This is a genomic window from Cryobacterium sp. TMT4-10, from assembly GCF_004403275.1.
In the GTDB taxonomy this organism is placed as follows: Bacteria; Actinomycetota; Actinomycetes; order Actinomycetales; family Microbacteriaceae; genus Cryobacterium; species Cryobacterium shii.
Map to the genome: position 1 here is coordinate 1 of NZ_SOGU01000014.1, position 20,652 is coordinate 20,652.

Consider the following 20,652-nt stretch of genomic DNA (forward strand, 5'->3'; position numbering starts at 1 on the left):
GGTGCTCGCGCCGGCGGTGCTCGCGCCGGCGGTGGGCGGGGACGCCGCGGCCGGGTCGGTCGCGACTCTGGTGGCGCCGCCCGCGCTCGCCGACACCCCCGCCACGGCGATCGCGCACTGGGCGATCCACCCGGGCGGGCGCAGCATCCTGGACAAGACCGAGGCCAAGCTGGGCCTCAGCGAGGCGCAGCTCGTGCCCTCACGCGAGACCCTTCGCAACTACGGGAACATGAGCAGCGCCACCATCCTGTTCGTGCTCAAGGCGATCATGGATTCCCCGGACGCGACCGACGGAGAACGGGTCTGCGCCATGGCGTTCGGGCCAGGGCTGACGGTTGAATCCGGCTTGATGACCGTCACCGCCGGATAGCGGCGTGGGCATCCGTTCTCTGGGGCTGCGAACTCTGGGGCTGCGAACTCTGGGGCTGCGTGCGAGCGACGCCGTCGAGATCATGGACGACCCGGACTGCGACCCGGACCGGCTGACGAACACGTACGCGAACTTCAAGTACGTGAACGCGGTCGTGTCGGGCTGGCGCGGGATGTACCGGCGCGAGATCCGGCCGACCCTGTCTTCCACCCAGGAGCGCACGCTGCTCGACATCGGGTCGGGCGGCGGCGACATGGCGCGGGCGCTGGCGCGGTGGGCCGCGCGCGACGGCCTGCGCCTGCGGGTGACGGCGATCGATCCGGATGTCCGCGCGCACGCCTACGCGACCGGCCTGCCGCCGTTGCCGGGGCTCACGTTCCGGCGGGCGCTGAGCTCGGCGCTGGTCGCCGAGGGCCTGGTGTTCGACTTCGTGGTCTCCAACCACGTGCTGCACCACCTCACCGGGGAGCAGCTGGGCGGGCTGCTGGCCGATTCGAAGCGTCTGGTCGGCGGCGGCGGTGCTCGTGCTCGTGTCGGTGCCGGTGCCGGTGCTGGTGCCGGTGCTGGTGCTCGTGTCGGTGTCGGTGTCGGTGCCGGTGCTGGTGTCGGGCGGGTGTTGCACGCCGACATCGAGCGCAGCCGGTTCGCGTACCTCGGATTCGGTCTGGGCACCTGGCCGTTGTTCCGCCGGTCGTTCATCCGCGACGACGGGCTCACGTCGATTCGGCGCAGTTTCACGGCGGCCGAGTTGCGCGCGGTGGTTCCGCCGGGCTGGCGGGTGACGCGGGAGCATCCGTCGCGCCTCGTGCTGCGGTGGCCGGCTCCGGCCGCGACAGTGCCCGTTCCGGTCGAGAGTGACCGGCGCGACGGGCACTCTCGACCGGAACGGGCACTGTCGGAAGAGGGCGGGCCGGGGAGCGGGCGACCGGTGCGGGACGTGATCGTGGTCGGCGGCGGCCCGGTGGGGATCCTGCTCGCCGGGCTGCTGGCCGTGCGGGGCCTCGACGTGGAGGTGTTGGAGAAGCGGGCGGAGCCGTCGCTGCGGTCGCGGGCCATCGGCATCCACCCGCCGTCGCTGCGTGCCCTGCAACAACTGGGGGTGGCGGACGCGGTGATCGACCGGGCGGTGCGGATCCGCGGCGGCCTCGTGCGTTCGGGCGGGCGCACCCTCGGACGCCTCGTCTTCGCCGATACGGCCGACCGGCACGACCGCGTGATCTCGCTGCCGCAGTACGAGACCGAGGCGGTGCTGCGCGCCCGCTTCGAGGAGCTGGCGCCCGGCCGGTTCCGCGGCGGCGTGACCGTGGCCGGGGTGCGCGACCGCGGCGACCGCGTCGAGGTTTACACGGATGCCCCGGCCGCGCCCGGTGGGTCCGGCGAGACTGCGGGGGCCGGGTCGGGGTCCGGTGCCGGTGGCGCCGGCGAGCCCACTGAGGCAGCTGGAGCAGGTGGGCCTCGTGAACCCGGCGAAACGCTCGAGGCCCGGTATGTGGTGGCGGCCGACGGCGCCCGCAGTCTGCTGCGCGACCTGGTCGGCATCCGCTGCACGGCTCGCACCGGAGGCGAGACCTACCTGATGAGCGATTTCCCCGATGCCGGCGAGCACCCGGGTGAGGCCATCCTGTTCTTTGAGCAGGGCGGCGTGGTCGAGTCCTTCCCGCTTCCGGGCGGCCGGCGCCGCTGGGTGGCCATGACTCCCACCCTGCTCACGGATGCGACGAGCGCGGACCTGGCCGCGATGGTCGCATCCCGCACCCGTGTGCACCTGCCCGCAACCTCGGCCGCGGCCAGCTCCTTCTCGGTGCAGCAGCGACTGGCCCGACGGATGGTGGCCGGCCGGGTCGTGCTCGTGGGCGACGCGGCCCACCAGATCAGTCCGATCGGAGGCCAGGGCATGAACCTCGGCTGGCTGGACGCGCTGCAGCTGGCCCCGGCGTTGGAACGTGCGCTTCGGGACCCGGTGTCCGGTCCGGGCGTGCTCGCCGACTACGACCGCCGGCGCCGGCGCAGCGCCCGGATGGCCGCGCGCCAGGCCGGCTTCAATATGGCGATGGGAAGCCCAGCGCAGGGGCTGCGCCTCCGCGCGCGGAACGGCTTCGTGCGCGCGCTGGCCGTCCCGCCGGCGAGCGCCGTCCTCGCCCGCGCCTTCACCATGCGCTGGCTGTAGCCCGCTGGCTGTAGCCCGCCGGCTGTAGCCCGCCGGCTCGTTCGCCTGATCGGTTCGGTGCCGTGGGGCCAACTCAGGAGAAACCAGCGGCTGGCGCGGTCGGCACCCGGAAATCCGCGGGGGACGCGGCCGCGATGCCCCTCTTCTCCTGAGTTGGCCACGGCGCACGAGCGGCTTCCGGTGCCCGGCCCCGGAAGCCCAGTCCCATGCGTGCATAACTCCTGCAGTTTGGCCACGTGGAGACCAGATCTCCCGGGAATCCGCGGGCGGCCCCCCGACTCGGATCCCAATCTGCAGGAGTTATGCACCGAGGCGACGGATGATCCCCGCCGGCGAGGTCGCGCCGGTCGCGTGGCGAGCCGGGGGTCAACTCAGGAAAAACCTGCGCATGAGGCTGCCCGCCCCCGGAAACACGGGGGTCCGCAGCCGCCGCAGCCCGAATCTCCTGAGTTAGCCACACCGCATCGGCGCGCCCGGACCGTCGAACCGCTGGGCGGCCCGACCCACGCACTCCCGGAGAATTCGCCGCCATCCCGATGGCTGGACCGGCAACGGCTAGCATGACGCCATGACTCTCCCCGAAGTTGTCGGTCTGCCCGCTGTCTTCGCCCTTCCCGGCGCCTGGGATCTCACCGGCCGCACGGCCCTGGTCACCGGGGCCGGCAGCGCCTCGGGCATCGGCTTCGCCGCCGCACGGATGCTCGGCGAGTTGGGCGCACAGGTCGTGCTCACCGCCACGACCGAACGGGTGCACGAGCGCGTGGCCGAGCTGTCCGCAATGGGTGTGCCGGCATCCGGCGTCGTCTGCACCCTCGACACCGAGGCCGGCGCGCTCGTGCTCGTCGACGCGCTCGCCACCGCGGGGCTGGCTCCCACGGTCCTGGTCAACAATGCGGGCATGGTCGCGGTCGGGGACGCCGAGATGCTGCACGGCGACATCAGCACGACCGAGGCGGGGGAGTGGGACCACGGCCTCGCGATCAACCTGTCGACCGCCTTCCACGCGACACGCACGGTGATCGGCTTCATGCACGCGGCCGCCTGGGGGCGCATCGTCACGGTGTCCAGTGTGAGCGGGCCGGTGATGGCGTCACGCGGAGACCTCACCTATGCCGCGGCGAAGGCCGGACTCGCCGGGCTCACCCGGGCGCTCGCCGTGGACGAAGCCTTGCTCGGCATCACCGCGAACGCGGTCGCGCCGGGCTGGATCCAGACCGGGTCACAGCTGGACAGCGAGGCGATCGAGGGGGCGCTTGTGCCGGTCGGGCGCAGCGGCACAGCGGCGGAGGTCGCATCCGTCATCGCATGGCTGGCCTCGCCGGGCGCGTCGTACGTGACCGGGCAGACGATCGTGGTCGACGGCGGCAACAGCGTGGCCGAGGAACGCCGGTAGGGAAGCCGGTTCGGCGACCGACTGGCAGGCGAGTGGGCGGCCATGGGGCGGCGAGCGAGCGGCTCGGGTGCGGTCCGGGTGCAGTTGAATGGACTGGTGACTTCCGCACTGATCGACCGCCTCCGCTCCGACCTCGCCATCGCCAACTACTCGGTCTCGGCCCTGACCGGACTGTGGGGCATCGAAGCGGATGCCGCGCTGCGCCGCAATCAGCGGGTTCCGGCGCTGCGGGCGCTCGCCGGCCTCCGGGAGAAGCTCGGGCACACCGAACCCTGCGCCACGCTGGCCCGGCTGTTCGTGCTCGGCCTGCCCGTCGACCGTGCGGACCTCGACGCCGCCCTCCCTGCGCTGGGCGCCGCCGGGGCGGAGGAGCTCGGCCTCGCGGCATCCGTCACGGTCGGCGACGCCGGTACCGGCGGATCCGGCGATGCCGGCGATGCCGCTGACACCGGTGACACCGCTGACACCGGTGACACCGGCTACGAGTCCCACGCCGCTCTCCGCCCCCTGCTCGAACTGCGGCCGTACACCTTTGTGGACGCGCACGGCGCCGGAAGCTGGTGGATCGCGTCCGACCTGGGCGAGCTCGCACTCGGCCACGCGCTCGGCGAGAGCCATGTGCTCGGGGTGGGCGGGGCATCCCTCACCCTGAGCGGGCTGCTGATCCCCACCGAAGTGGTCAGCGCGCTCGACCTCGGGACCGGGTGCGGGATCCAGGCGATGCACGCGTCCCGGCACGCCGAACGGGTCGTCGCGACCGATATCTCCGCACGCGCACTCGAGCTCGCGGCCTTGAACGTGGAGCTCAACGGCATCGGCAACATAGAGTTCCGCCTGGGCAGTCTGTACGAACCGGTGGCGGGGGAACGGTTCGACCACATCATTTCCAACCCGCCGTTCGTGATCACCCCGCGGGTCGCGGGCGTGCCGAGCTACGAATATCGCGATGGCGGCATGGTCGGCGACGCCCTCGTCGAGGCGGTCGTGCGCGGCGCGGCCGACCACCTCACCCCGAACGGCGTGGCCCAGTTGCTCGGAAACTGGGAATACCACGCCCGCCAGGACGCCTTCGACCGCCTGGCGGGCTGGCTCGACGCCCCGGCGTCCTCGTCGCGCCGGTCGAACCCTGCGTCTTCGGCGATCACGGCGACCCCGGCGGTTTCGGCGCGCCCTGACGAATTCGACGGAGATTTTGCCCCAAACAGCTCGAATTCGCCACCTGCGACACCTCCGGGAGCAAAATCTCCGTCGAATTCGCACGAGGCCGTGCGGGCGACGGATGCCGCGGCCCTCGAGGCGTGGATCATCGAGCGGGAGGTGCAGCCGCCCACGCTCTACGCCGAGACCTGGATCCGCGACGGCGGCACCCGCGCCGACACCGCCGACTTCGACCGCCTCTACGGCGCCTGGCTGGACGATTTCGAGGCCCGCGGCGTGACACAGGTCGGCTTCGGCTACCTTCTGCTTCGGCGGCCGGCCGCCGCTCGGGTGCCCGGTGCGCCTGCCACGCCTGCCACGCCTGCCACGCCCGGGCCCGGCCTGCGCCGCCTCGAGCGCCTCCCCGGCGCCCTCGGCCACAACCCGGCCGGAATCGGCAGCTACCTCGCCGACTGCCTGGCCGCCCACGACTGGCAGGCGGCCACGGATGACGCCCACCTCGCCCGGGCCCGCCTCGTCGTCGCGCCCGACGTCACGGAAGAGCGGCACTACTGGCCCGGCCAGGAAGACCCGACCCTGATGACACTGCACCAGGGCAGCGGCTTCGGCCGGTCGATCCCGCTGGACACCGCACTCGCCGCGCTGGTCGGCGCCTGCGATGGCGACCTCGACGTCGGCTCCATCGTCGCGGCGCTCGCCCAGCTGCTCGAGGTCGACCAGCGCGAGCTCAGCGCGGACCTCCTGCCGAGGGTGCGTGAGCTGCTGACGGACGGTTTCCTGCAACTGCCGGTGCCGCCCGGGTAGCGCGAGCGGGCCGCCGGGATCCGGGCTGGCCGGCCCCCGAACCGCCACCGCACCCACCCGCCGCCCGCCACCCGACCCCGCCCGCCATCCGCCCGCCATCCGCACCCATCCGCATCCGCCCGCCATGCGCCCGCCATCCGCACCCATCCGCATCCGCCCGCCATCCGCCCGCCATCCGCATCCGCCCGCCATCCGCCCGCCATCCGCACCCATCCGACCCCGCCCGCCATCCGCACCCATCCGACCCCGCCCGCCGCCCGCCCACCTCCGCGCCCTACCGCCCCGGCCCCCGCGACTGAGGTAGTTTGGACGTACTGCCCGACCAGCTCGGAAAGGAGAGCGTCAGCGCCGACAGCGGCGTGNCGTACTGCCCGACCAGCTCGGAAAGGAGAGCGTCAGCGCCGACAGCGGCGTGCCATTCCCCTGACGCGGACACGCCATGAAACGTCGTACCTTTCTGATCGGCTCGGTCTCGGGACTGAGCCTGGTCGCCCTCACCGCGTGCGTTCCGCCGAGCCCCCGGCCCACGGCATCCGTGAGCCCGTCGCCCACGCCGACCCCCTCGCTGGTGCCTAAACCGGAGAACGTGCGCCGCACCTCCTGGTCGGCCGACCCGTTCGCGCGCGGCTCCTTCAGCTTTCCCGCCGTCGGCGCCACCCCCGAGCAGCGTGAGGCGCTCGCGACCCCGGTCGACGGCCGCCTGTTCCTCGCCGGCGAGGCCACCTCGATCGACGCGCCCGGCACCGTGCAGGGCGCCCGGGCCTCTGGCATGCGGGCCGCCCGAGACGTGCAGGCAGTCGCCACGGCCGGGGAGCGGATCGCCGTGATCGGCGCCGGAATCGCCGGGCTGACCGCGGCGCGAGCACTCAAGGACGCCGGCTTCGACGTCGTCGTGGTCGAAGCGCGCGACCGGATCGGCGGCCGCATCGACACCGTCACCGACAAGAAGTGGCCGTTCCCGATCGAACTCGGCGCATCCGTCGTGCGCGCCAGCGGCACCACCACCCTCGACGAAGAACTCATCGGCCTCGGCGTCATCACGGCCCCCTTCTCCCGCACCTCCGAGACGCGCACCTCCGACGGCCTCGTCGTGCCCGTGCCCGACACCGGCGCCCAAGCCGTGAACGCGGCCCTCGCCTGGGCCGCCGACCAGCCCGCAGACGTGTCCGTGGCCCGGGCCCTCGCCGATTCGGGCGCGTCCAAGCTGTCGACGACGGATGCCGACACCGGCGTTTCCGACGCCGACTGGCTGGACTACGAGATCACCACCGTGCTCGCCCTGAACTCCGGGGCCGCCGTCGACGACCAGTCCGGCTGGTACACCCCGGCAGCGCCCGGCCTCGACGAGGACCGCCTCGTTCTCGGCGGCTTCAACGGTCTCTTCGACGCTCTCCTGGAGGGTATCGACCTGCTCGGCTCGAGCGTGGTCACCAGGATCGCCTACGGCGAGAGCGGCGCCAGTCTGCGCCTCGGCAACGGCGAATCGCTGGGCGCCGACCGCGTCATCGTCACGGTGCCGCTGGGCGTGCTGAAGACCAAGGTGATGGAGTTCGACCCGCCGCTGCCGTTCGCGCACCGCGGCGCCATCGCCGCGCTCGGCATGGGCACCCTCGACAAGATCTGGCTGCAGTTCGCCGAGCCGTTCTGGGACACGGACGCCCCGCTCTGGACCACGGTCGGCGGCGACGATGACTTCCGGGTCTGGATCAACATGGTGCCCTTCACCGGCGAACCGGTCCTGGTCGGGCTGGTCGCCGCGGAAACCGCGTTGCGCCTGGCGGAGGTCGGAGACGACGAATTCCTGGCCGCGGCGCTGGCCAGCCTGGTGCCCTTCGTCTCCCCGATGGACACCGCGACACCCACCCCAGCGCCGAAATAAAACAGTCGGATTCGCCGGACGCGAAACCCCGGGCCGCACCGTGAAACCGCGAAACGCGTGTCAAAAAAACTTTAGAATCGCCGCAGTCAACCCCGCGCGATTCCGGGTTTCGTGGTGTACACTCCTGCCAACGTCCAGTCGGTGAAGAATGGCCCTTTCGAGGGCCGGTTTCATGCAGGTACGGTCCGTGGTGGTGACCTCCGCCCCGGTGCCGGCTCAGAGGTCCAGTCGTTACCCCGACTGGCGTTGCCGACGGATTCCGTTCGGGGGAGTAACCCCGGTTCGTCAACCGGCCCGTTTCGTACCGTCGACCATCCAGTGCGGTCGCCACTGAGATGCCCCGCTCGCCCGCGACTGCATCACATCTGTTCTACCGCATGATTGCTGTGTTCCCATGGATACCCTGCTGGATCTCGAATCCGTCATTCTTCTCGACTTTGACTCCGACCTGCCTTGCGAAGGCACCCACCACATCCGAGGCCTGAGCGGCCATTCGCCCACCGCTCCCGGCGCGTACATGGTGATTTCGCCCTGCTGCGGGCCCAAGGTGGTGCAGTGCTCGCCCCGGGTACTCGCCATGCAGGCATCCGGAGTGCTCTACTGTGGCGCATGCCGCATCGAGCATATGACCAGCGAATACACCTTCATCCCGCTGTAACCGCTCGCCGCTCGCATCTCAGCGCTGCTGTGACCCCGACTCCGGCCGGGGGCGGTGCCAGGGCTGGGAGGGCAGCCGGGAGGTGGCGATCAGGATCGCCGCGATCCCGGTGAACAGCAGCACGGCGATCAGGCAGTAGACCACGGTTTCCAACGGACCACTGACCTGCACCGGGTCGAGGAAAAAGTAGGGGTACCAGCCCACCATCGACCCGCGCACGAGGGTGAACACGCCCCAGATGCTGGGCAGCACGAGCACCCAGGCCAGGAGTTTCCACGGCAGGCGGGCCTTGCCGGCATCCGTCAACCAGTCGACGAGGGCGATCGTCGGAATCCAGAAGTGCAGCAGCTGGCTCGACCAGGGCACCTCGATTGTGTAGTCGCGCGAGGATGACTGGATGACGATGGTCAGGAATACGATGCCGGACACCATGATGTAGGTGGTCACCAGCAGCCGGAACCAGTCGAGCCAGGCCGGGTCGGTCGCATGGCGGAATGCGACCAGGGCTCCGGCCACGAACGCGACGACCGCGGCCATGGCGCTCTGCACGGTGAAGTAGCTGAAATAGTTGTACACCGCGAAGGTCGCGAAGCCGAGCACGTAATCGAAATACCCCAGCAGCGCGACGACGCCGGTCGCCGCGAGCAGCAGGCGGCCGATGCCGAACGCCCGGCGCAACGGCAGCAGGGCGACCGTGCGAGGCAGCGCGGCACGGCTGGGGGCCGCCGGCAGGGCGCGTTGGGCCGACGTTCTCGGCGCCGTGGGGGGTTGGCGCGCCGCCCGTTCCGTCCGAGCGGGGTCGGATGCTCGCGCGCACATGCTTCCACGCTACGCCAGCATCGGGAGCGGCCGCTGAATCCGCAGCGCGGGCCGGTCAGCGCGGCCGGTCAAAGCGCCCGTCAATCGGCGCCGGTCAGCAGGCGCCGGTCAGCAGGTGCCGGTCAATAGGCGCCGGTCAATAGGCGATGTGGAATCCGTTCTCGCCGCGCGGCGCCAGGTCGGTCACCTGCATCGACTCGACCACCGCGGAGGGCGGCCCGTGCGCCAGCCAGGCGAGTAACTCCGAAACGGATGCCGCGTCGCCCTCCGCGTCGACCTCCACCGAGCCGTCCATCCGGTTGCGCACGAACCCGGACAGGCCCAGCCGGCGCGCCTCCGACTGGGTGTAATACCGGAATCCGACGGCCTGCACCATCCCGCGCACGAGAGCCTGTTTGCGAACCATGCTTCCAGTGTGCCCCCGACCGGCGATCAGGCCGAGTTGCGCCAGACGATGGGGGTATCCAGCAGGATGCCGCCGACCGGCTGGGCCTCGCCCCGCAGCTGGCCGAGCACGCACTCGGCCGCCGCCGCGCCGAGGCCGAAGGCCGGCTGGTGCACGGTGGATAAGTGCGGTTGGGTGCGGAGCGCCCAGGAGCTGTCGTCGAAGCCGACGATGCCGACGTCGCCGGGCACGCTGCGCCCCGCGTCGCGGAGCGCCTCGAGCGCCCCGGCCGCGACGGCGTCGGAGGCCGCAAAAACGCCGTCGATGCCGGGGTCGCGCTCCAGCAGCGCGCGCATGCCGTCGGCTCCGTCGGAGTAGGTGTAGAGCGGAACCCGCGCGACGAGCGCCGGGTCGAAGCGCGGGCCCAGGGCATCCGTGAAGCCCGCCAGCCGGTCGGCTCCCGAGTCTCGATCGAGGGCCGCCGCGATCATGCCGATGCGTTTGCGGCCGGTGGCCATCAGCCGCTCGGTGATGGCGCGCGCCGAAGCGCGGTTGTCGATACCCACGAAGGGGAGCTGGCGGAGGTCCGGCGGATGCCCGACGAACGCGGCCGGCAGCGCGAGGCGTTGCACCACCCGGATCATCGGGTCTTCGTGGCGGGCGGAGACGATGATCACGCCGTCGACGAATCCGCCGCTCAGGTAGCGGGCGACGCGGTCGGTGTCGCGCTGGGAATCGATCACGAGGCTGACCATCTGATAGTCGGCGCGGGAGAGCACGGTATTGGCGCCGAGCAGGATGCCGCCGATGTTGGGGTCGTCCAGGAAGAGCGAGTGCGGTTCGTGCACGATGAATCCCACGGCCTGGGAGCGCTGCATGACCAGGCTGCGGGCGGCGTTGTTCGGCACATAGCCGACCTTCTCGATCGCCGCCTCGATCGCGGTGCGGGCCTCGGCCGAGACGTACGGCTCGTCGTTGATCACCCGGCTCACCGTGCCGCGGGACACGCCGGCTTCCACGGCGACATCGTGGATTGTCGCGCGTCGGCGCCGAGACGGAATTGTCACCATTCGATAACTGTAACGCGCGCCGAGGAACCCGACGCTTGACACGGCGGCCAGGGAGTTCGTACTCTGTGTACGTTCACAGAAAACCCAACGGCGCGTTTTTGCTCCCGACTCTGTGCACGTTCACAGAGTCAATCAACACAGCCAGTCAATCAACACAGCCAGCAGAGCTGGCACAGCACAGCAGGGAGCACCATGAACTCGCGAGCAGCCACGTCGACCGGATCGGCCTCGGCCACCCCGTTCGTTCACGAGGGCGTCGCCTACGGCTGCGACTACAACCCGGAGCAGTGGGGGCCCGAGGTCTGGGCCGAAGACGTCGTGCTGATGCGCGAGGCCGGCGTCGACCTGGTCGCGATCAACATCTTCGGCTGGTCGCAGGTCGAGCCGCGGCCGGGGGAGTACGATTTCGACCGGCTCGACACGATCATCGAACTGCTGCACGCCAACGGCATCCGGGTCAACCTCGGCACCGGCACCTCGTCGCCGCCGCCGTGGCTGAGCACCCTGCATCCCGAGATCCTCCCGGTCGTGGAGGACGGCACCACCCGCTACCCCGGCGGGCGCCAGGCCTGGTGCCCGAGCTCCCCGATCTTCCGCGAGCACGCGCTGGCACTGGTAGAGAAGGTCGCCGAGCGCTACGGCCGCCACCCGGCGGTCGCCCTCTGGCACGTGTCCAACGAGCTGGGCTGCCACAACGCGCTCTGCTACTGCGACGACACCGCCGCCGCGTTCCGGCTCTGGCTGCAGGCGCGCTACGGCACGATCGAGGCCTTGAACTCCGCCTGGGGCACCTCGTTCTGGAGCCAGCGCTACGGCCGGTGGGCCGAGATCCTCACCCCGCGGCTCACCCTCTCCAGCCGCAACCCCGGCCAGGTGCTGGATTTCCACCGGTTCAGTTCCGCCGAACTGCTCGACTACTACCGCCGCGAGACCGCCGTGCTGCGCCGCCACTCCGACGTCGCCGTGACCACCAACTTCATGGTCACCTCCCACATCCGCAACCTCGATTACTGGACCTGGGCCCCCGAGGTCGACATCGTCGCCAACGACCACTACCTCGACCACCGCCTCGCCGACCCGGCCACAGAGCTGGCGTTCGCCGCCGACCTCACCCGCGGACTCGCCGGCGGGCAGCCGTGGCTCCTGATGGAGCAGGCGGCCGGCGCCGTCAACTGGCAGCCGCACAACCTGGCCAAGGCCCCCGGCGAGATGACCCGCAACTCCCTGGCCCACGTCGCCCGCGGGGCCGACGGCATCTGCTTCTTCCAATGGCGGGCCTCGCTGCAGGGTTCGGAGAAATTCCACTCCGCGCTGGTGCCCCACGCGGGCACCGACACCGCGCTCTGGCGCGAGGTCGTCGCCCTGGGGGAAACCCTCGACCGGCTGGGCGAGATCACCGGGAGCACGGTCGTGGCGGATGCCGCACTCCTCTTCAGTTGGGAAGCCTGGTGGGCCGGCGACGGCGAATCCCGCCCGTCCCAGTCGGTGCGCTACCTCGAGCAGGTGCACGCCGCCTACGCCGCCCTGCACCGGCTCGGCGTCACGGTCGACATCGTGGCCCCCGGCACCGACCTCTCCGGGTACCGCCTCGTCGTCGCCCCGGCCCTGTACCTGGTCTCGGACGCCGAGGCGGATAACCTCACCGCCTACGTCGCGGCCGGCGGCCACGCCCTGGTCACCTTCTTCAGCGGCATCGTCGACGAAGACGACCGGGTGCGCCCGGGCGGCTACCCCGGCGCCTTCCGCGGTCTGCTCGGCGTCACGGTCGAGGAATTCTCCCCGCTGCTGCCCGGCCACGTGGTCGGCCTCGACTCCGGCGCATCCGCGAGCCTCTGGACTGAGCGACTGCGCAGCACCGGCGCCGAGGTGATCGCCCGCTACCGGGGCGGGCCGCTTCCGGGCACCCCGGCCATCACCCGCAACCGGCACGGCGCCGGCGACGCCTGGTACGTCGCCACCGCGCTGGAGGCCGGCGCCCTGACCGACCTGCTGCGCACGATCTGCCAGCAGGCCCGCGTCACCGCGGTCGGCCCCGAAAGCCCCGGAACCATCGAGGTCGTGCGCCGCGCCGGCGCCGCCGCGACCTATCTTTTCATCATCAACCACGGCGAGGACGACATCGACCTGCCGGCCTCCGGCCGTGAACTCGTCACCGGCGAACCCGTCAACCGTATTGTTCGAGTTCCGGCCGGTGCCGTTCGCGTGATCAGAGAGGACCCCGCATCATGAGCGCACCCGTCGTTCCACTCACGGATGCCCCGGGCAGCGTCGCCCGCCAGAAGAGGTCACGGGCCGCCAAAGCCCCGGCCTCCAAACAACCCAGGCAGCCCGTGCCGCACCTCGGCGCGATTCTCGCCTTCGTGCTCCCGTTCGGCACCCTGTTCGCCCTGTTCTACCTGGTCCCGATCGGCTACGCGATCTACCAGTCGCTGCTCGTGATCGAGCGCGAGGGCACCTTCGGCAAGGCCACCGAGGTCTTCGGCGGGCTCACCCAGTACATCCTGGTGTTCCAGAACGGGCCGTTCTGGACATCCATCGGCCGGGTGCTCACCTTCGGCGTCGTGCAGGTGCCGATCATGCTGGGCCTTGCGCTGCTGTTCGCCCTGCTGCTGGACTCACCGCTCGTGCGCGGCAAGAAATTCTTCCGGCTGGCCTTCTTCGTGCCCTACGCGGTGCCGGGCGTCATCGCGGCGATCATGTGGGGCTACCTCTACTCGCCCAACCTGTCGCCGTTCAGCGCCGTCACCGAGAACATCAACTTCCTCTCGGCCGACCTCGTTCTCTGGGCCATCGCTAACGTCGTCACCTGGGTCTTCGTGGGTTACAACATGCTGATCATCTACTCGGCCCTGCTGGCGATCCCGACCGAGCTCTACGAGGCCGCCCGGCTCGACGGGGCCGGCCAGGTGCGCATCGCCTGGTCGGTGAAGATCCCGCTGATCATGCCGGCCATCATCCTGACCGCGATCTTCTCGATCATCGGCACCCTGCAACTGCTCGCCGAACCGCACGTCTTCCGCAGCTTCAGCTCCGCCGTGACCAGCACGTTCACCCCGAACCTCACGGTCTACTCCACCTCGTCGATCCCGAACTTCAACCTCGCCGCCGCCTTCTCTGTGGTGCTGGCCCTGGCCACGTTCATCCTCTCGTTCACGTTCCTGAAGTTCACGCAGCGGAAGGAAGCCCAGTGAGCACCTCGATCAGCACCGTCACCACCCCCGCGCGACGAAAACGCGGCAGCCGCACGCCCCAGGGCGTGGCCCCCAAAGCCCAGCGCGAGAGCCCGTTCGCCCGGGTCAGCGCCATGATCGTGATGGGCGTCTTCACGCTCTACTTCCTGGTGCCGATCTGGTGGCTGCTGGTGGCGGCCACCAAGGACCGGTCCCAGTTCAACACCACGAACCCGCTCTGGTTCGCCGACTTCTCCCTGTTCACGAACATCGGCAACCTGATCGCCTACCGCGACGGCGTCTACCTCAAATGGATGCTCAACAGCGCCCTGTACGCCGGCCTCGGCGCCGCCATCGGCACCATCATCGCCGGCATGTGCGGCTACGCCCTCGCCAAGTACAACTTCCCGGGTCGCGAACTCATTTTCAACGTCGTGCTCGGCGGGGTGCTGGTGCCCGCCACCGCGCTCGCGCTGCCCCTGTTCCTGATCTTCAGCCAGATCAGCCTCACCAACACGTTCTGGTCGGTGTTCCTGCCCAGCCTGGTCAGCCCGTTCGGGGTCTACCTGGCCCGCATCTACGCGTCGGCCAGCGTGCCGGACGAACTGATCGAGGCGGCGCGCCTCGACGGGGCCGGCGAGGTGCGCACCTTCTTCACCGTCTCGGTGCGCATGATGGTGCCCGCCCTGATCACCGTCTTCCTCTTCCAGTTCGTCGCCATCTGGAACAACTTCTTCCTGCCGCTGATCATGCTGCGCGACGAAACCCTGTTCTCGGTCACGCTCGGCCTCTACGCCTGGAACTCCCAGGTGAACCAGATTCCGGTGCTGCGCGACTACGTGCTGATCGGGGCCCTGCTCTCGATCATCCCGCTGATCATCATCTTCCTGCTGCTCCAGCGCTTCTGGCAGAACGGGCTCAGTGCCGGTTCGGTGAAGTAGCCGGTCCCTCTCTTTACCTCCCCTCCCCACCCCTCCCAAGAGAAAAGAAGAACAATGCGAATCAAGAAGAGAGCAGCCGCTGTCGCCTTGCTCACCGCCGCAACGGTCGCCCTGACCGGCTGCGCGGCGGGGTCCACGACCTCGGCCGGCGCCGACTGCGCCCCCGCCACGGGCAAGGTCGACCTCACCTTCACCACCTGGATCCCCGGCATGGAAGACGTGGCCAAGGTATGGAATGAAAAGAACCCCGACGTTCAGGTGAAAGTGCAGACCGGCCCGAACGGCAACGGCGGCACGTACCAGAACTTCTTCAACCAGCTCAAGGCCGGCAACGCGCCCGACCTCGGCCAGATCGAATACGACGCACTGCCGAACTTCCGGGTGCAGGACGGCCTGACCGACCTCGCCGCCTGCAAGGGTGTGCTCGAGGCGAAGAGCGACTTCGTCGACTGGACCTGGGGCCAGGTCAACTTCGGCGAGGACAAGTCCGTCTACGCGATCCCGCAGGACGCGGGCCCCATGGCCATGTTCTACCGCGCCGACCTGTTCGAGGCGAACAACATTGCGATCCCCACCACCTGGGACGAGTTCGCGGTCGCAGCCGAGAAGGTGCGCGCCACCGGCGGGTACATCACCAACTTCTCGCAGAGCGACATCAACCAGTTCGCCGGTTTCGTCTGGCAGGCCGGCGGAAGCTGGTTCAAGAACGACGGTGAGAACTGGACGGTCGACCTGACCAGCCCCGAATCCGTCAAGGTCGCCGCCTACTGGCAGGACCTGATCGACCGCGACCTCGTCTCCACCAACCCGCCGTGGACCGACGAGTGGAACAACGCCTACAACTCCGGTTCGGACTGGACCTGGAACTCCGCGGCCTGGGGTGCGAACTCCATCGCCAGCGGCGCTCCGGACACCGCCGGCAAGTGGTCCGTCGCCCTGTCCCCGCAGTGGGCTGCAGGTGACAAGGCCGCCGGCAACTGGGGTGGCTCGTCCACCGCGGTCTTCAAGGGCTCGAAGCACCCCTATGAGGCGGCCCAGTTCGCGCTGTGGCTGAACACCTCCGACGAGGCGCTCACGATGCTGAACAAGTCGGCCAACCTGTACCCGGCCGCCAAGTCCGGCCTCGAGCTGCCCGCCCTCAAGGCAGGCGTCGAGTTCTACGGCAACCAGCCCATCTACGACGTGTTCTCCGAGGCATCCGACCAGGTCTCACCCGACTTCATTTGGGGCCCGACCATGACGCAGGTCTATAACGACACCTCCGACGGTTTCAAGGGTGCCGTCACCGGCAGCGGGACTCTGACGGATGCTCTCACGAGCGCCCAGAAGAGCACGATCAGCGCCCTCGAAGCGCAGTCGATCCCGGTCAACAAGTAGCGTTAGGCCTCAGTGTCGTCGATTCCCTACCTCCGTGCCGCGGGCACCAGCCTTGTGCTGGACGCCCGCGGCACGGGTGTGCCCGTGATCGTGCACTGGGGCGCCGATCTGGGCGACCTCTCCGGTGAGATGCTCGCGGTGCTCGCCGACGCATCCGTTCCGGCGATTCCGCCGAGCTCGATCGACCTGCCCCTGCGGCTGACCCTGCTGCCGACCGTCTCGGACGGCTGGAGCGGGCGCCCCGGGATCAGCGGATTCCGGTTCTGCGAGGGTGGCGGGGGTGGCTTGCGCGGCGGGGGCGGCGCGGCCGCCGCTGACCTCGACCTGCGCCTGGCCGGCGTGGGGCCCGTTTCGGTGCGGTCGGGTGACGCCGTCTCGCCCGGCACCCAGGCGCTTGCGATCTCGCTGACGGATGCCGCGGCCGAGCTGGCCGTACGTACCGACCTCGAACTCTCGGTCGAGGGCGTGCTGCGACTGCGCCACACGCTCACCAACACGGCGGCCACCGCTCCGTTCGAACTGGGGTCCCTCGACGTCATCCTGCCCGTTCCGGGCCGGGCGAGGGAGATCCTCGATTTCACCGGGTTGTGGACGCACGAACGCCGGCCGCAGCGCGCCCTGCTCGGCCAGGGCGTCTGGAGCCGCGAGTCCCGGCACGGGCGGCCCGGCCACGACGACCCCTACCTGAGCGTGGCCGGCACCCCCGGGTTTGGCTTCCGCACCGGCGAGACGTGGGCCACCCACCTGGCTTGGAGCGGGGACAAACGCGTCTGGGCCGAGAACAGCCCGCTGGGTTACTCGGTGCTCGGCAGCGGCGAACTTCTCGCGCCCGGCGACGTGCGGGTCGCGCCCGGTGCGAGCCACACGACCCCGTGGACCGTGGCCGTGTACTCGGCGGCCGGACTCGACGGGCTGTCGGCTCGGCTGCATCCGTGGATCCGGTCCTGGTCGACCCTCTCCGGGGCCGCGTCCGGGCCGCGCCCGGTCGTGCTGAACACCTGGGAGGCCGTGTACTTCGACCATGACCTGCCCACCCTGACCCGGCTGGCTGACGCCGCGGCCGCGGTCGGCGTGGAACGGTTCGTGCTCGATGACGGCTGGTTCACCGGCCGCACCGACGACCGGCGTGCCCTCGGCGACTGGTTCGTCGACCCGGTCGCCTGGCCAGACGGGTTGCATCCGCTGGTCGATCACGTGCGTGCGGCCGGCATGGATTTCGGGCTGTGGATCGAACCCGAGATGATCAGCCTCGACTCCGACGTCGCCCGGGCGCACCCGGACTGGGTGCTCGGGCCGGCTGGGTCTCGGGGGTCGGCCGGGCCTCGGTCGTCGCTGCCGTCATCGGCGCTGACCTGGCGCTTCCAGCGGGTGCTCGACCTCAGCAACCCGGATGCCGCAGCCTGGGTATTCGACCGGCTCGCGGCCCTGCTCGCCGAGTACCCGATCGCATATCTGAAATGGGACCACAACCGCGACCTGCTGGCCGGGTCGGCGCACCGGCAGACCGCCGCGCTGTACCGGCTGCTGGACCGGGTGAGGGCGGCGCATCCGGGTGTCGAGATCGAGTCCTGCGCGTCGGGGGGAGCCCGCATCGACCTCGGTATCCTCGAGCGCGTGGACCGGGTCTGGACCAGCGACACCAACGACCCGTTGGAGCGGCAGCAGATCCAGCGCTACACGAGTGTGCTCGTGCCGCCCGAATACCTCGGCGGTCACCTGGGCGCCGCTACCGCGCACACCACCGGGCGCACCTCGGAGCTCAGCTTCCGACTGGCCACGGCGCTCTTCGGCAGCGCCGGCATCGAGTGGGACCTGACCCGCGCGATCGAGTCCGAGCGTGCGCAGATCGCCGACTGGATCACCCGGTACAAGCAACTCCGCGGGCTGCTGCACACCGGAACGATCGTGCGGGCCGACCCGAGCGACCCGGCCCTGGAGCTGCACGGGGTCGTCTCGCCCGACCGGGCTGCGGCCGTCTTTGCGTATGTGGCGCTGGCTGCCCCGCGCTCCGCCCTGCCCGAGCGGTTACGGTTTCCGGGACTCGCGCCCGAGCTCACCTACCGGGTCGAGCCGCTCACGATCGGTGCGCCCCCGCGCGTGATCCAGGATGCGCCGCCGGCCTGGCTGGCGGGTGGGGGCTCGTTCGGTGCCGCTGGTGCTGGTGCTGCCGCTGGTGCTGCCGCTGGTGCTGGTGCTGGTGCTGGTGCAGGTGCAGGTGCAGGTGCTGGTGGTGGTGGTGGTGCTGTGACCCTGACCGGGGGAGTGCTGGCGCAGGTCGGGCTGCCCGCGCCGCTGCTCGCGCCCGAGCAGGCCGCGGTGTACACGGTGACCGCAGTCGAGTAGCCCCGCAGCTGAGAGGCGGCTCGGCCGCGGGCGGTCGCCGAGTTCGCCTGTTCCGGTCGAGTTCGCCACGCGTGCGGGACGATCTCGACCGGATGTGGCGATCGCGGCGCGAGCGGCGGGGTGGCGAGGGCCGCGGATGCGCGCGTCCCCGATGCCCGCGTCCCCGGAGCCTGCCGCGCGGCATCCGTGCACCGGATGTCCCCGCGACCGGGCATACCTATCTAAGCTGTGGATGATCCGTCCAATGAAACGGCTCTGACGCGCCACTAGATTCAGGGAAACCACCGGCACCGCGCCGCCCGAACAACCACCGGCACCAGAACCGGAACCACCCCGCAAGCGAACGGAGCATCCGTGCCCAGTCAGGTCGATGACAGCCAGCGTGCACTCTCGAGGCCGCTCGACGGGATCCTGGTCGCGGACTTCTCCCGGGTGCTGGCGGGTCCGCTCGCCACGGTGACGCTGGCCGACCTCGGTGCCCGGGTGATCAAGGTCGAGCGGCCCGGCAGGGGCGACGACACGCGCAGCTGGGGTCCGCCCTTCTCCGCGACGGGGGCCACCTACTTCGAGAGCGTCAACCGCAACAAGGAATCCCTCTGCCTCGACCTCACCGACGAGGCTGACCTCGCCGTCGCCCGGGCGCTCGCGCTGAAGGCCGACGTGCTGGTCGAGAACTTCAAGCCCGGGGGGATGGACCGACTCGGCCTCGGCTACCAGAGCCTCAAGGCGGAGAACCCCGGCCTCGTCTACGCCTCGATCACCGGGTTCGGCAGCGCCGGAGGGGCCGACCTGCTCGGCTACGACTTCATGGTGCAGGCTCTGGGCGGGCTGATGAGCGTCACCGGGGATGAGACTGGTCCGATGAAGGTGGGCGTCGCCCTCGTCGACGTGCTCACCGCGAAGGACACGACCATCGGCGTCCTCGCGGCCCTGAACGCCCGCGCGGCCTCCGGCCTGGGCGCGCGGCTGGAAGTGAATCTGCTGTCGAGCCTGCAAGGGGCGCTCGCGAATCAGGCGCAGGCGTACCTCGGCGCGGGGGTGGTGCCCGGCCGGATGGGCAACCGGCATCCGTCGATCGTGCCCTACCAGCTTCTCGCCTGCGCGGACGGGCCGCTGGCCGTGGCCTGCGGCAACGACGGCCAGTTCGCCAAGCTCGCCCGGGTGCTGGGCGACGAGGGGCTCGCCACCGACCCGCGATTCTCGACCAACTCGGCCCGCGTGCACAACCGCGAGGAACTCGTCCGCCTCCTCGAAGCGCGCCTCGCCGAGGCCCCGGCGCTGTCCTGGCAGGACCTGCTCACCGACGCCGGCGTACCGGCCGGGCAGGTGGCCACCATCGCCGAGGGCATCGAGCTCGCCGAGTCGCTGGGGCTGGAACCCACGATCGAGGTGCAGGATGCCTCCGGCGCCACCGTGGGCCGCCAGATCCGCCACCCCGTCAGCTGGACGCCCCCGCTGGCGCCGCGCACGAGCGCGCCGCCCGCCCTCGGCGAGCACAGCGACACGATCCGCGACTGGCTCACCGGCAGCAAGGGTTTCGCCGGCGCCCAGCGCTAGGCCGTCTCCACGATCCCCAGACCGCGTCCCAGCCACACCGGCCCCGAACGAATTCGACGGAGATTTTGCCCGCATCGGCCCCAAACACGACGAAACCCTGTTTTTACAGCAGCATCTCCGTCGAATTGGTTCACGACGGGGACGGGGACGGGTGCGCGGTGACGCCCCGCATCGCCAGCCACAGGTTGGCCGCAACATCGGGATCGTCGAGGTCCTCGCCGATCAGGCGGGAGGCGATCTCGATCCGGTGCCGGAGCGAGTTGCGGTGCAGCTGCAGGTCCCGGGCTGTGGTCTCCCACTGGCCGCGGTGGCGCAGGTAACACCGCACGGTCTCCACGAGGTCCGCCCGGGCGTACCCCCGGAGCGCCTCGACCCAGACCTCGGCCCGCGGATCGAGCACGTTCTGCACCGGCACCAGTTGCCCGGGCGAGGCCCGCCGGCACGCCCGGCCCACCTCCAGCACGCTGCCGGAGACCTGGCCCAGCAGCACCGGCCCGCTCACCGCGGCCGCGAACCGGCCGGCACCGGCGCCCGCCAGCGACCCCGGCCCCGGCCCCGGCC

16 protein-coding genes are annotated in these 20,652 nt (G+C 70.5%); 12 read left to right on the top strand and 4 right to left on the bottom strand.

All coding sequences use genetic code 11. From position 1 onward, the window contains the following. The 6 genes from E3T42_RS01670 to E3T42_RS01700 form a co-directional block, all read left to right on the top strand. On the top strand, positions 1-370 hold a 370-nt coding region (locus E3T42_RS01670; protein WP_304999639.1), incomplete at its 5' end, for a 3-oxoacyl-[acyl-carrier-protein] synthase III C-terminal domain-containing protein. Positions 371-374: 4 nt separating this feature from the next. Continuing rightward, positions 375-2,537 (top strand): FAD-dependent monooxygenase, encoded by a 2,163-nt coding sequence (locus tag E3T42_RS17535; RefSeq protein WP_198418084.1) that lies wholly within the window; start codon positions 375-377, stop codon positions 2,535-2,537. Positions 2,538-3,105: 568 nt separating this feature from the next. Beyond that, a complete protein-coding gene (locus E3T42_RS01685) occupies positions 3,106-3,930 on the top strand; it encodes an SDR family oxidoreductase (RefSeq protein ID WP_134364863.1) in 825 nt (274 codons plus the stop codon). 96 nt (positions 3,931-4,026) lie between these two features. Next, positions 4,027-5,892: a methyltransferase gene (locus tag E3T42_RS17160; protein ID WP_241975765.1), complete on the top strand. Its 1,866-nt coding sequence runs from the start codon at positions 4,027-4,029 to the stop codon at positions 5,890-5,892. Positions 5,893-6,331: 439 nt separating this feature from the next. Next, the gene (locus E3T42_RS01695; protein WP_134365380.1) at positions 6,332-7,771 is read left to right on the top strand and encodes an NAD(P)/FAD-dependent oxidoreductase; all 1,440 of its coding nucleotides are present in this window, start codon (positions 6,332-6,334) and stop codon (positions 7,769-7,771) included. Positions 7,772-8,165: 394 nt separating this feature from the next. Then, the gene (locus E3T42_RS01700; RefSeq protein WP_134365381.1) at positions 8,166-8,429 is read left to right on the top strand and encodes a hypothetical protein; all 264 of its coding nucleotides are present in this window, start codon (positions 8,166-8,168) and stop codon (positions 8,427-8,429) included. Between the two features lie 18 nt (positions 8,430-8,447). Here E3T42_RS01700 and E3T42_RS01705 read toward each other — a convergent pair whose 3' ends face one another. The 3 genes from E3T42_RS01705 to E3T42_RS01715 form a co-directional block, all read right to left on the bottom strand. Then, positions 8,448-9,248 (bottom strand): Pr6Pr family membrane protein, encoded by an 801-nt coding sequence (locus tag E3T42_RS01705; RefSeq protein WP_134365382.1) that lies wholly within the window; start codon positions 9,246-9,248, stop codon positions 8,448-8,450. A gap of 136 nt (positions 9,249-9,384) precedes the next feature. Then, on the bottom strand, positions 9,385-9,654 hold the full coding sequence (locus E3T42_RS01710) for an acylphosphatase (RefSeq protein WP_134365383.1): 270 nt from the start codon (positions 9,652-9,654) through the stop codon (positions 9,385-9,387). 26 nt (positions 9,655-9,680) lie between these two features. Further along, on the bottom strand, positions 9,681-10,703 hold the full coding sequence (locus E3T42_RS01715) for a LacI family DNA-binding transcriptional regulator (protein WP_134402351.1): 1,023 nt from the start codon (positions 10,701-10,703) through the stop codon (positions 9,681-9,683). 192 nt (positions 10,704-10,895) lie between these two features. On the opposite strand from E3T42_RS01715, the gene E3T42_RS01720 reads away from it, so the two are divergent. The 6 genes from E3T42_RS01720 (at position 10,896) to E3T42_RS01745 (ending at position 20,091) form a co-directional block, all read left to right on the top strand. Continuing rightward, the gene (locus tag E3T42_RS01720; protein ID WP_134365385.1) at positions 10,896-12,932 is read left to right on the top strand and encodes a beta-galactosidase; all 2,037 of its coding nucleotides are present in this window, start codon (positions 10,896-10,898) and stop codon (positions 12,930-12,932) included. After that, positions 12,929-13,894, top strand: a complete 966-nt coding sequence (locus E3T42_RS01725; RefSeq protein ID WP_134402352.1) for a carbohydrate ABC transporter permease — start codon at positions 12,929-12,931, stop codon at positions 13,892-13,894. Before E3T42_RS01720 ends, E3T42_RS01725 begins: the two co-directional genes overlap by 4 nt. A gap of 113 nt (positions 13,895-14,007) precedes the next feature. Further along, positions 14,008-14,814, top strand: a complete 807-nt coding sequence (locus E3T42_RS01730; RefSeq protein WP_134365389.1) for a carbohydrate ABC transporter permease — start codon at positions 14,008-14,010, stop codon at positions 14,812-14,814. A 54-nt stretch (positions 14,815-14,868) separates the two neighbouring features. After that, the gene (locus tag E3T42_RS01735) at positions 14,869-16,191 is read left to right on the top strand and encodes an ABC transporter substrate-binding protein (protein ID WP_134365387.1); all 1,323 of its coding nucleotides are present in this window, start codon (positions 14,869-14,871) and stop codon (positions 16,189-16,191) included. Between the two features lie 12 nt (positions 16,192-16,203). Further along, positions 16,204-18,534: an alpha-galactosidase gene (locus E3T42_RS01740; protein WP_134402353.1), complete on the top strand. Its 2,331-nt coding sequence runs from the start codon at positions 16,204-16,206 to the stop codon at positions 18,532-18,534. Between the two features lie 354 nt (positions 18,535-18,888). Next, a complete protein-coding gene (locus tag E3T42_RS01745) occupies positions 18,889-20,091 on the top strand; it encodes a CaiB/BaiF CoA-transferase family protein (RefSeq protein ID WP_241975766.1) in 1,203 nt (400 codons plus the stop codon). 130 nt (positions 20,092-20,221) lie between these two features. Here E3T42_RS01745 and E3T42_RS16960 read toward each other — a convergent pair. Then, a partial coding sequence (locus E3T42_RS16960; protein ID WP_198416894.1) for a helix-turn-helix domain-containing protein occupies positions 20,222-20,652 on the bottom strand: 431 nt, incomplete at its 5' end.

Excerpts from the sequence above, each read along its gene's own strand:
- E3T42_RS01715 (WP_134402351.1), bottom strand. The coding sequence starts at position 10,703 with ATGGTGACAATTCCGTCTCGGCGCCGACGCGCGACAATCCACGATGTC.
- E3T42_RS01700 (WP_134365381.1), top strand. The coding sequence starts at position 8,166 with ATGGATACCCTGCTGGATCTCGAATCCGTCATTCTTCTCGACTTTGAC.
- E3T42_RS01720 (WP_134365385.1), top strand. The coding sequence starts at position 10,896 with ATGAACTCGCGAGCAGCCACGTCGACCGGATCGGCCTCGGCCACCCCG.
- E3T42_RS01730 (WP_134365389.1), top strand. The coding sequence starts at position 14,008 with ATGATCGTGATGGGCGTCTTCACGCTCTACTTCCTGGTGCCGATCTGG.
- E3T42_RS01710 (WP_134365383.1), bottom strand. The coding sequence starts at position 9,654 with ATGGTTCGCAAACAGGCTCTCGTGCGCGGGATGGTGCAGGCCGTCGGA.
- E3T42_RS01725 (WP_134402352.1), top strand. The coding sequence starts at position 12,929 with ATGAGCGCACCCGTCGTTCCACTCACGGATGCCCCGGGCAGCGTCGCC.
- E3T42_RS01685 (WP_134364863.1), top strand. The coding sequence starts at position 3,106 with ATGACTCTCCCCGAAGTTGTCGGTCTGCCCGCTGTCTTCGCCCTTCCC.
- E3T42_RS01695 (WP_134365380.1), top strand. The coding sequence starts at position 6,332 with ATGAAACGTCGTACCTTTCTGATCGGCTCGGTCTCGGGACTGAGCCTG.
- E3T42_RS01705 (WP_134365382.1), bottom strand. The coding sequence starts at position 9,248 with ATGTGCGCGCGAGCATCCGACCCCGCTCGGACGGAACGGGCGGCGCGC.
- E3T42_RS01735 (WP_134365387.1), top strand. The coding sequence starts at position 14,869 with ATGCGAATCAAGAAGAGAGCAGCCGCTGTCGCCTTGCTCACCGCCGCA.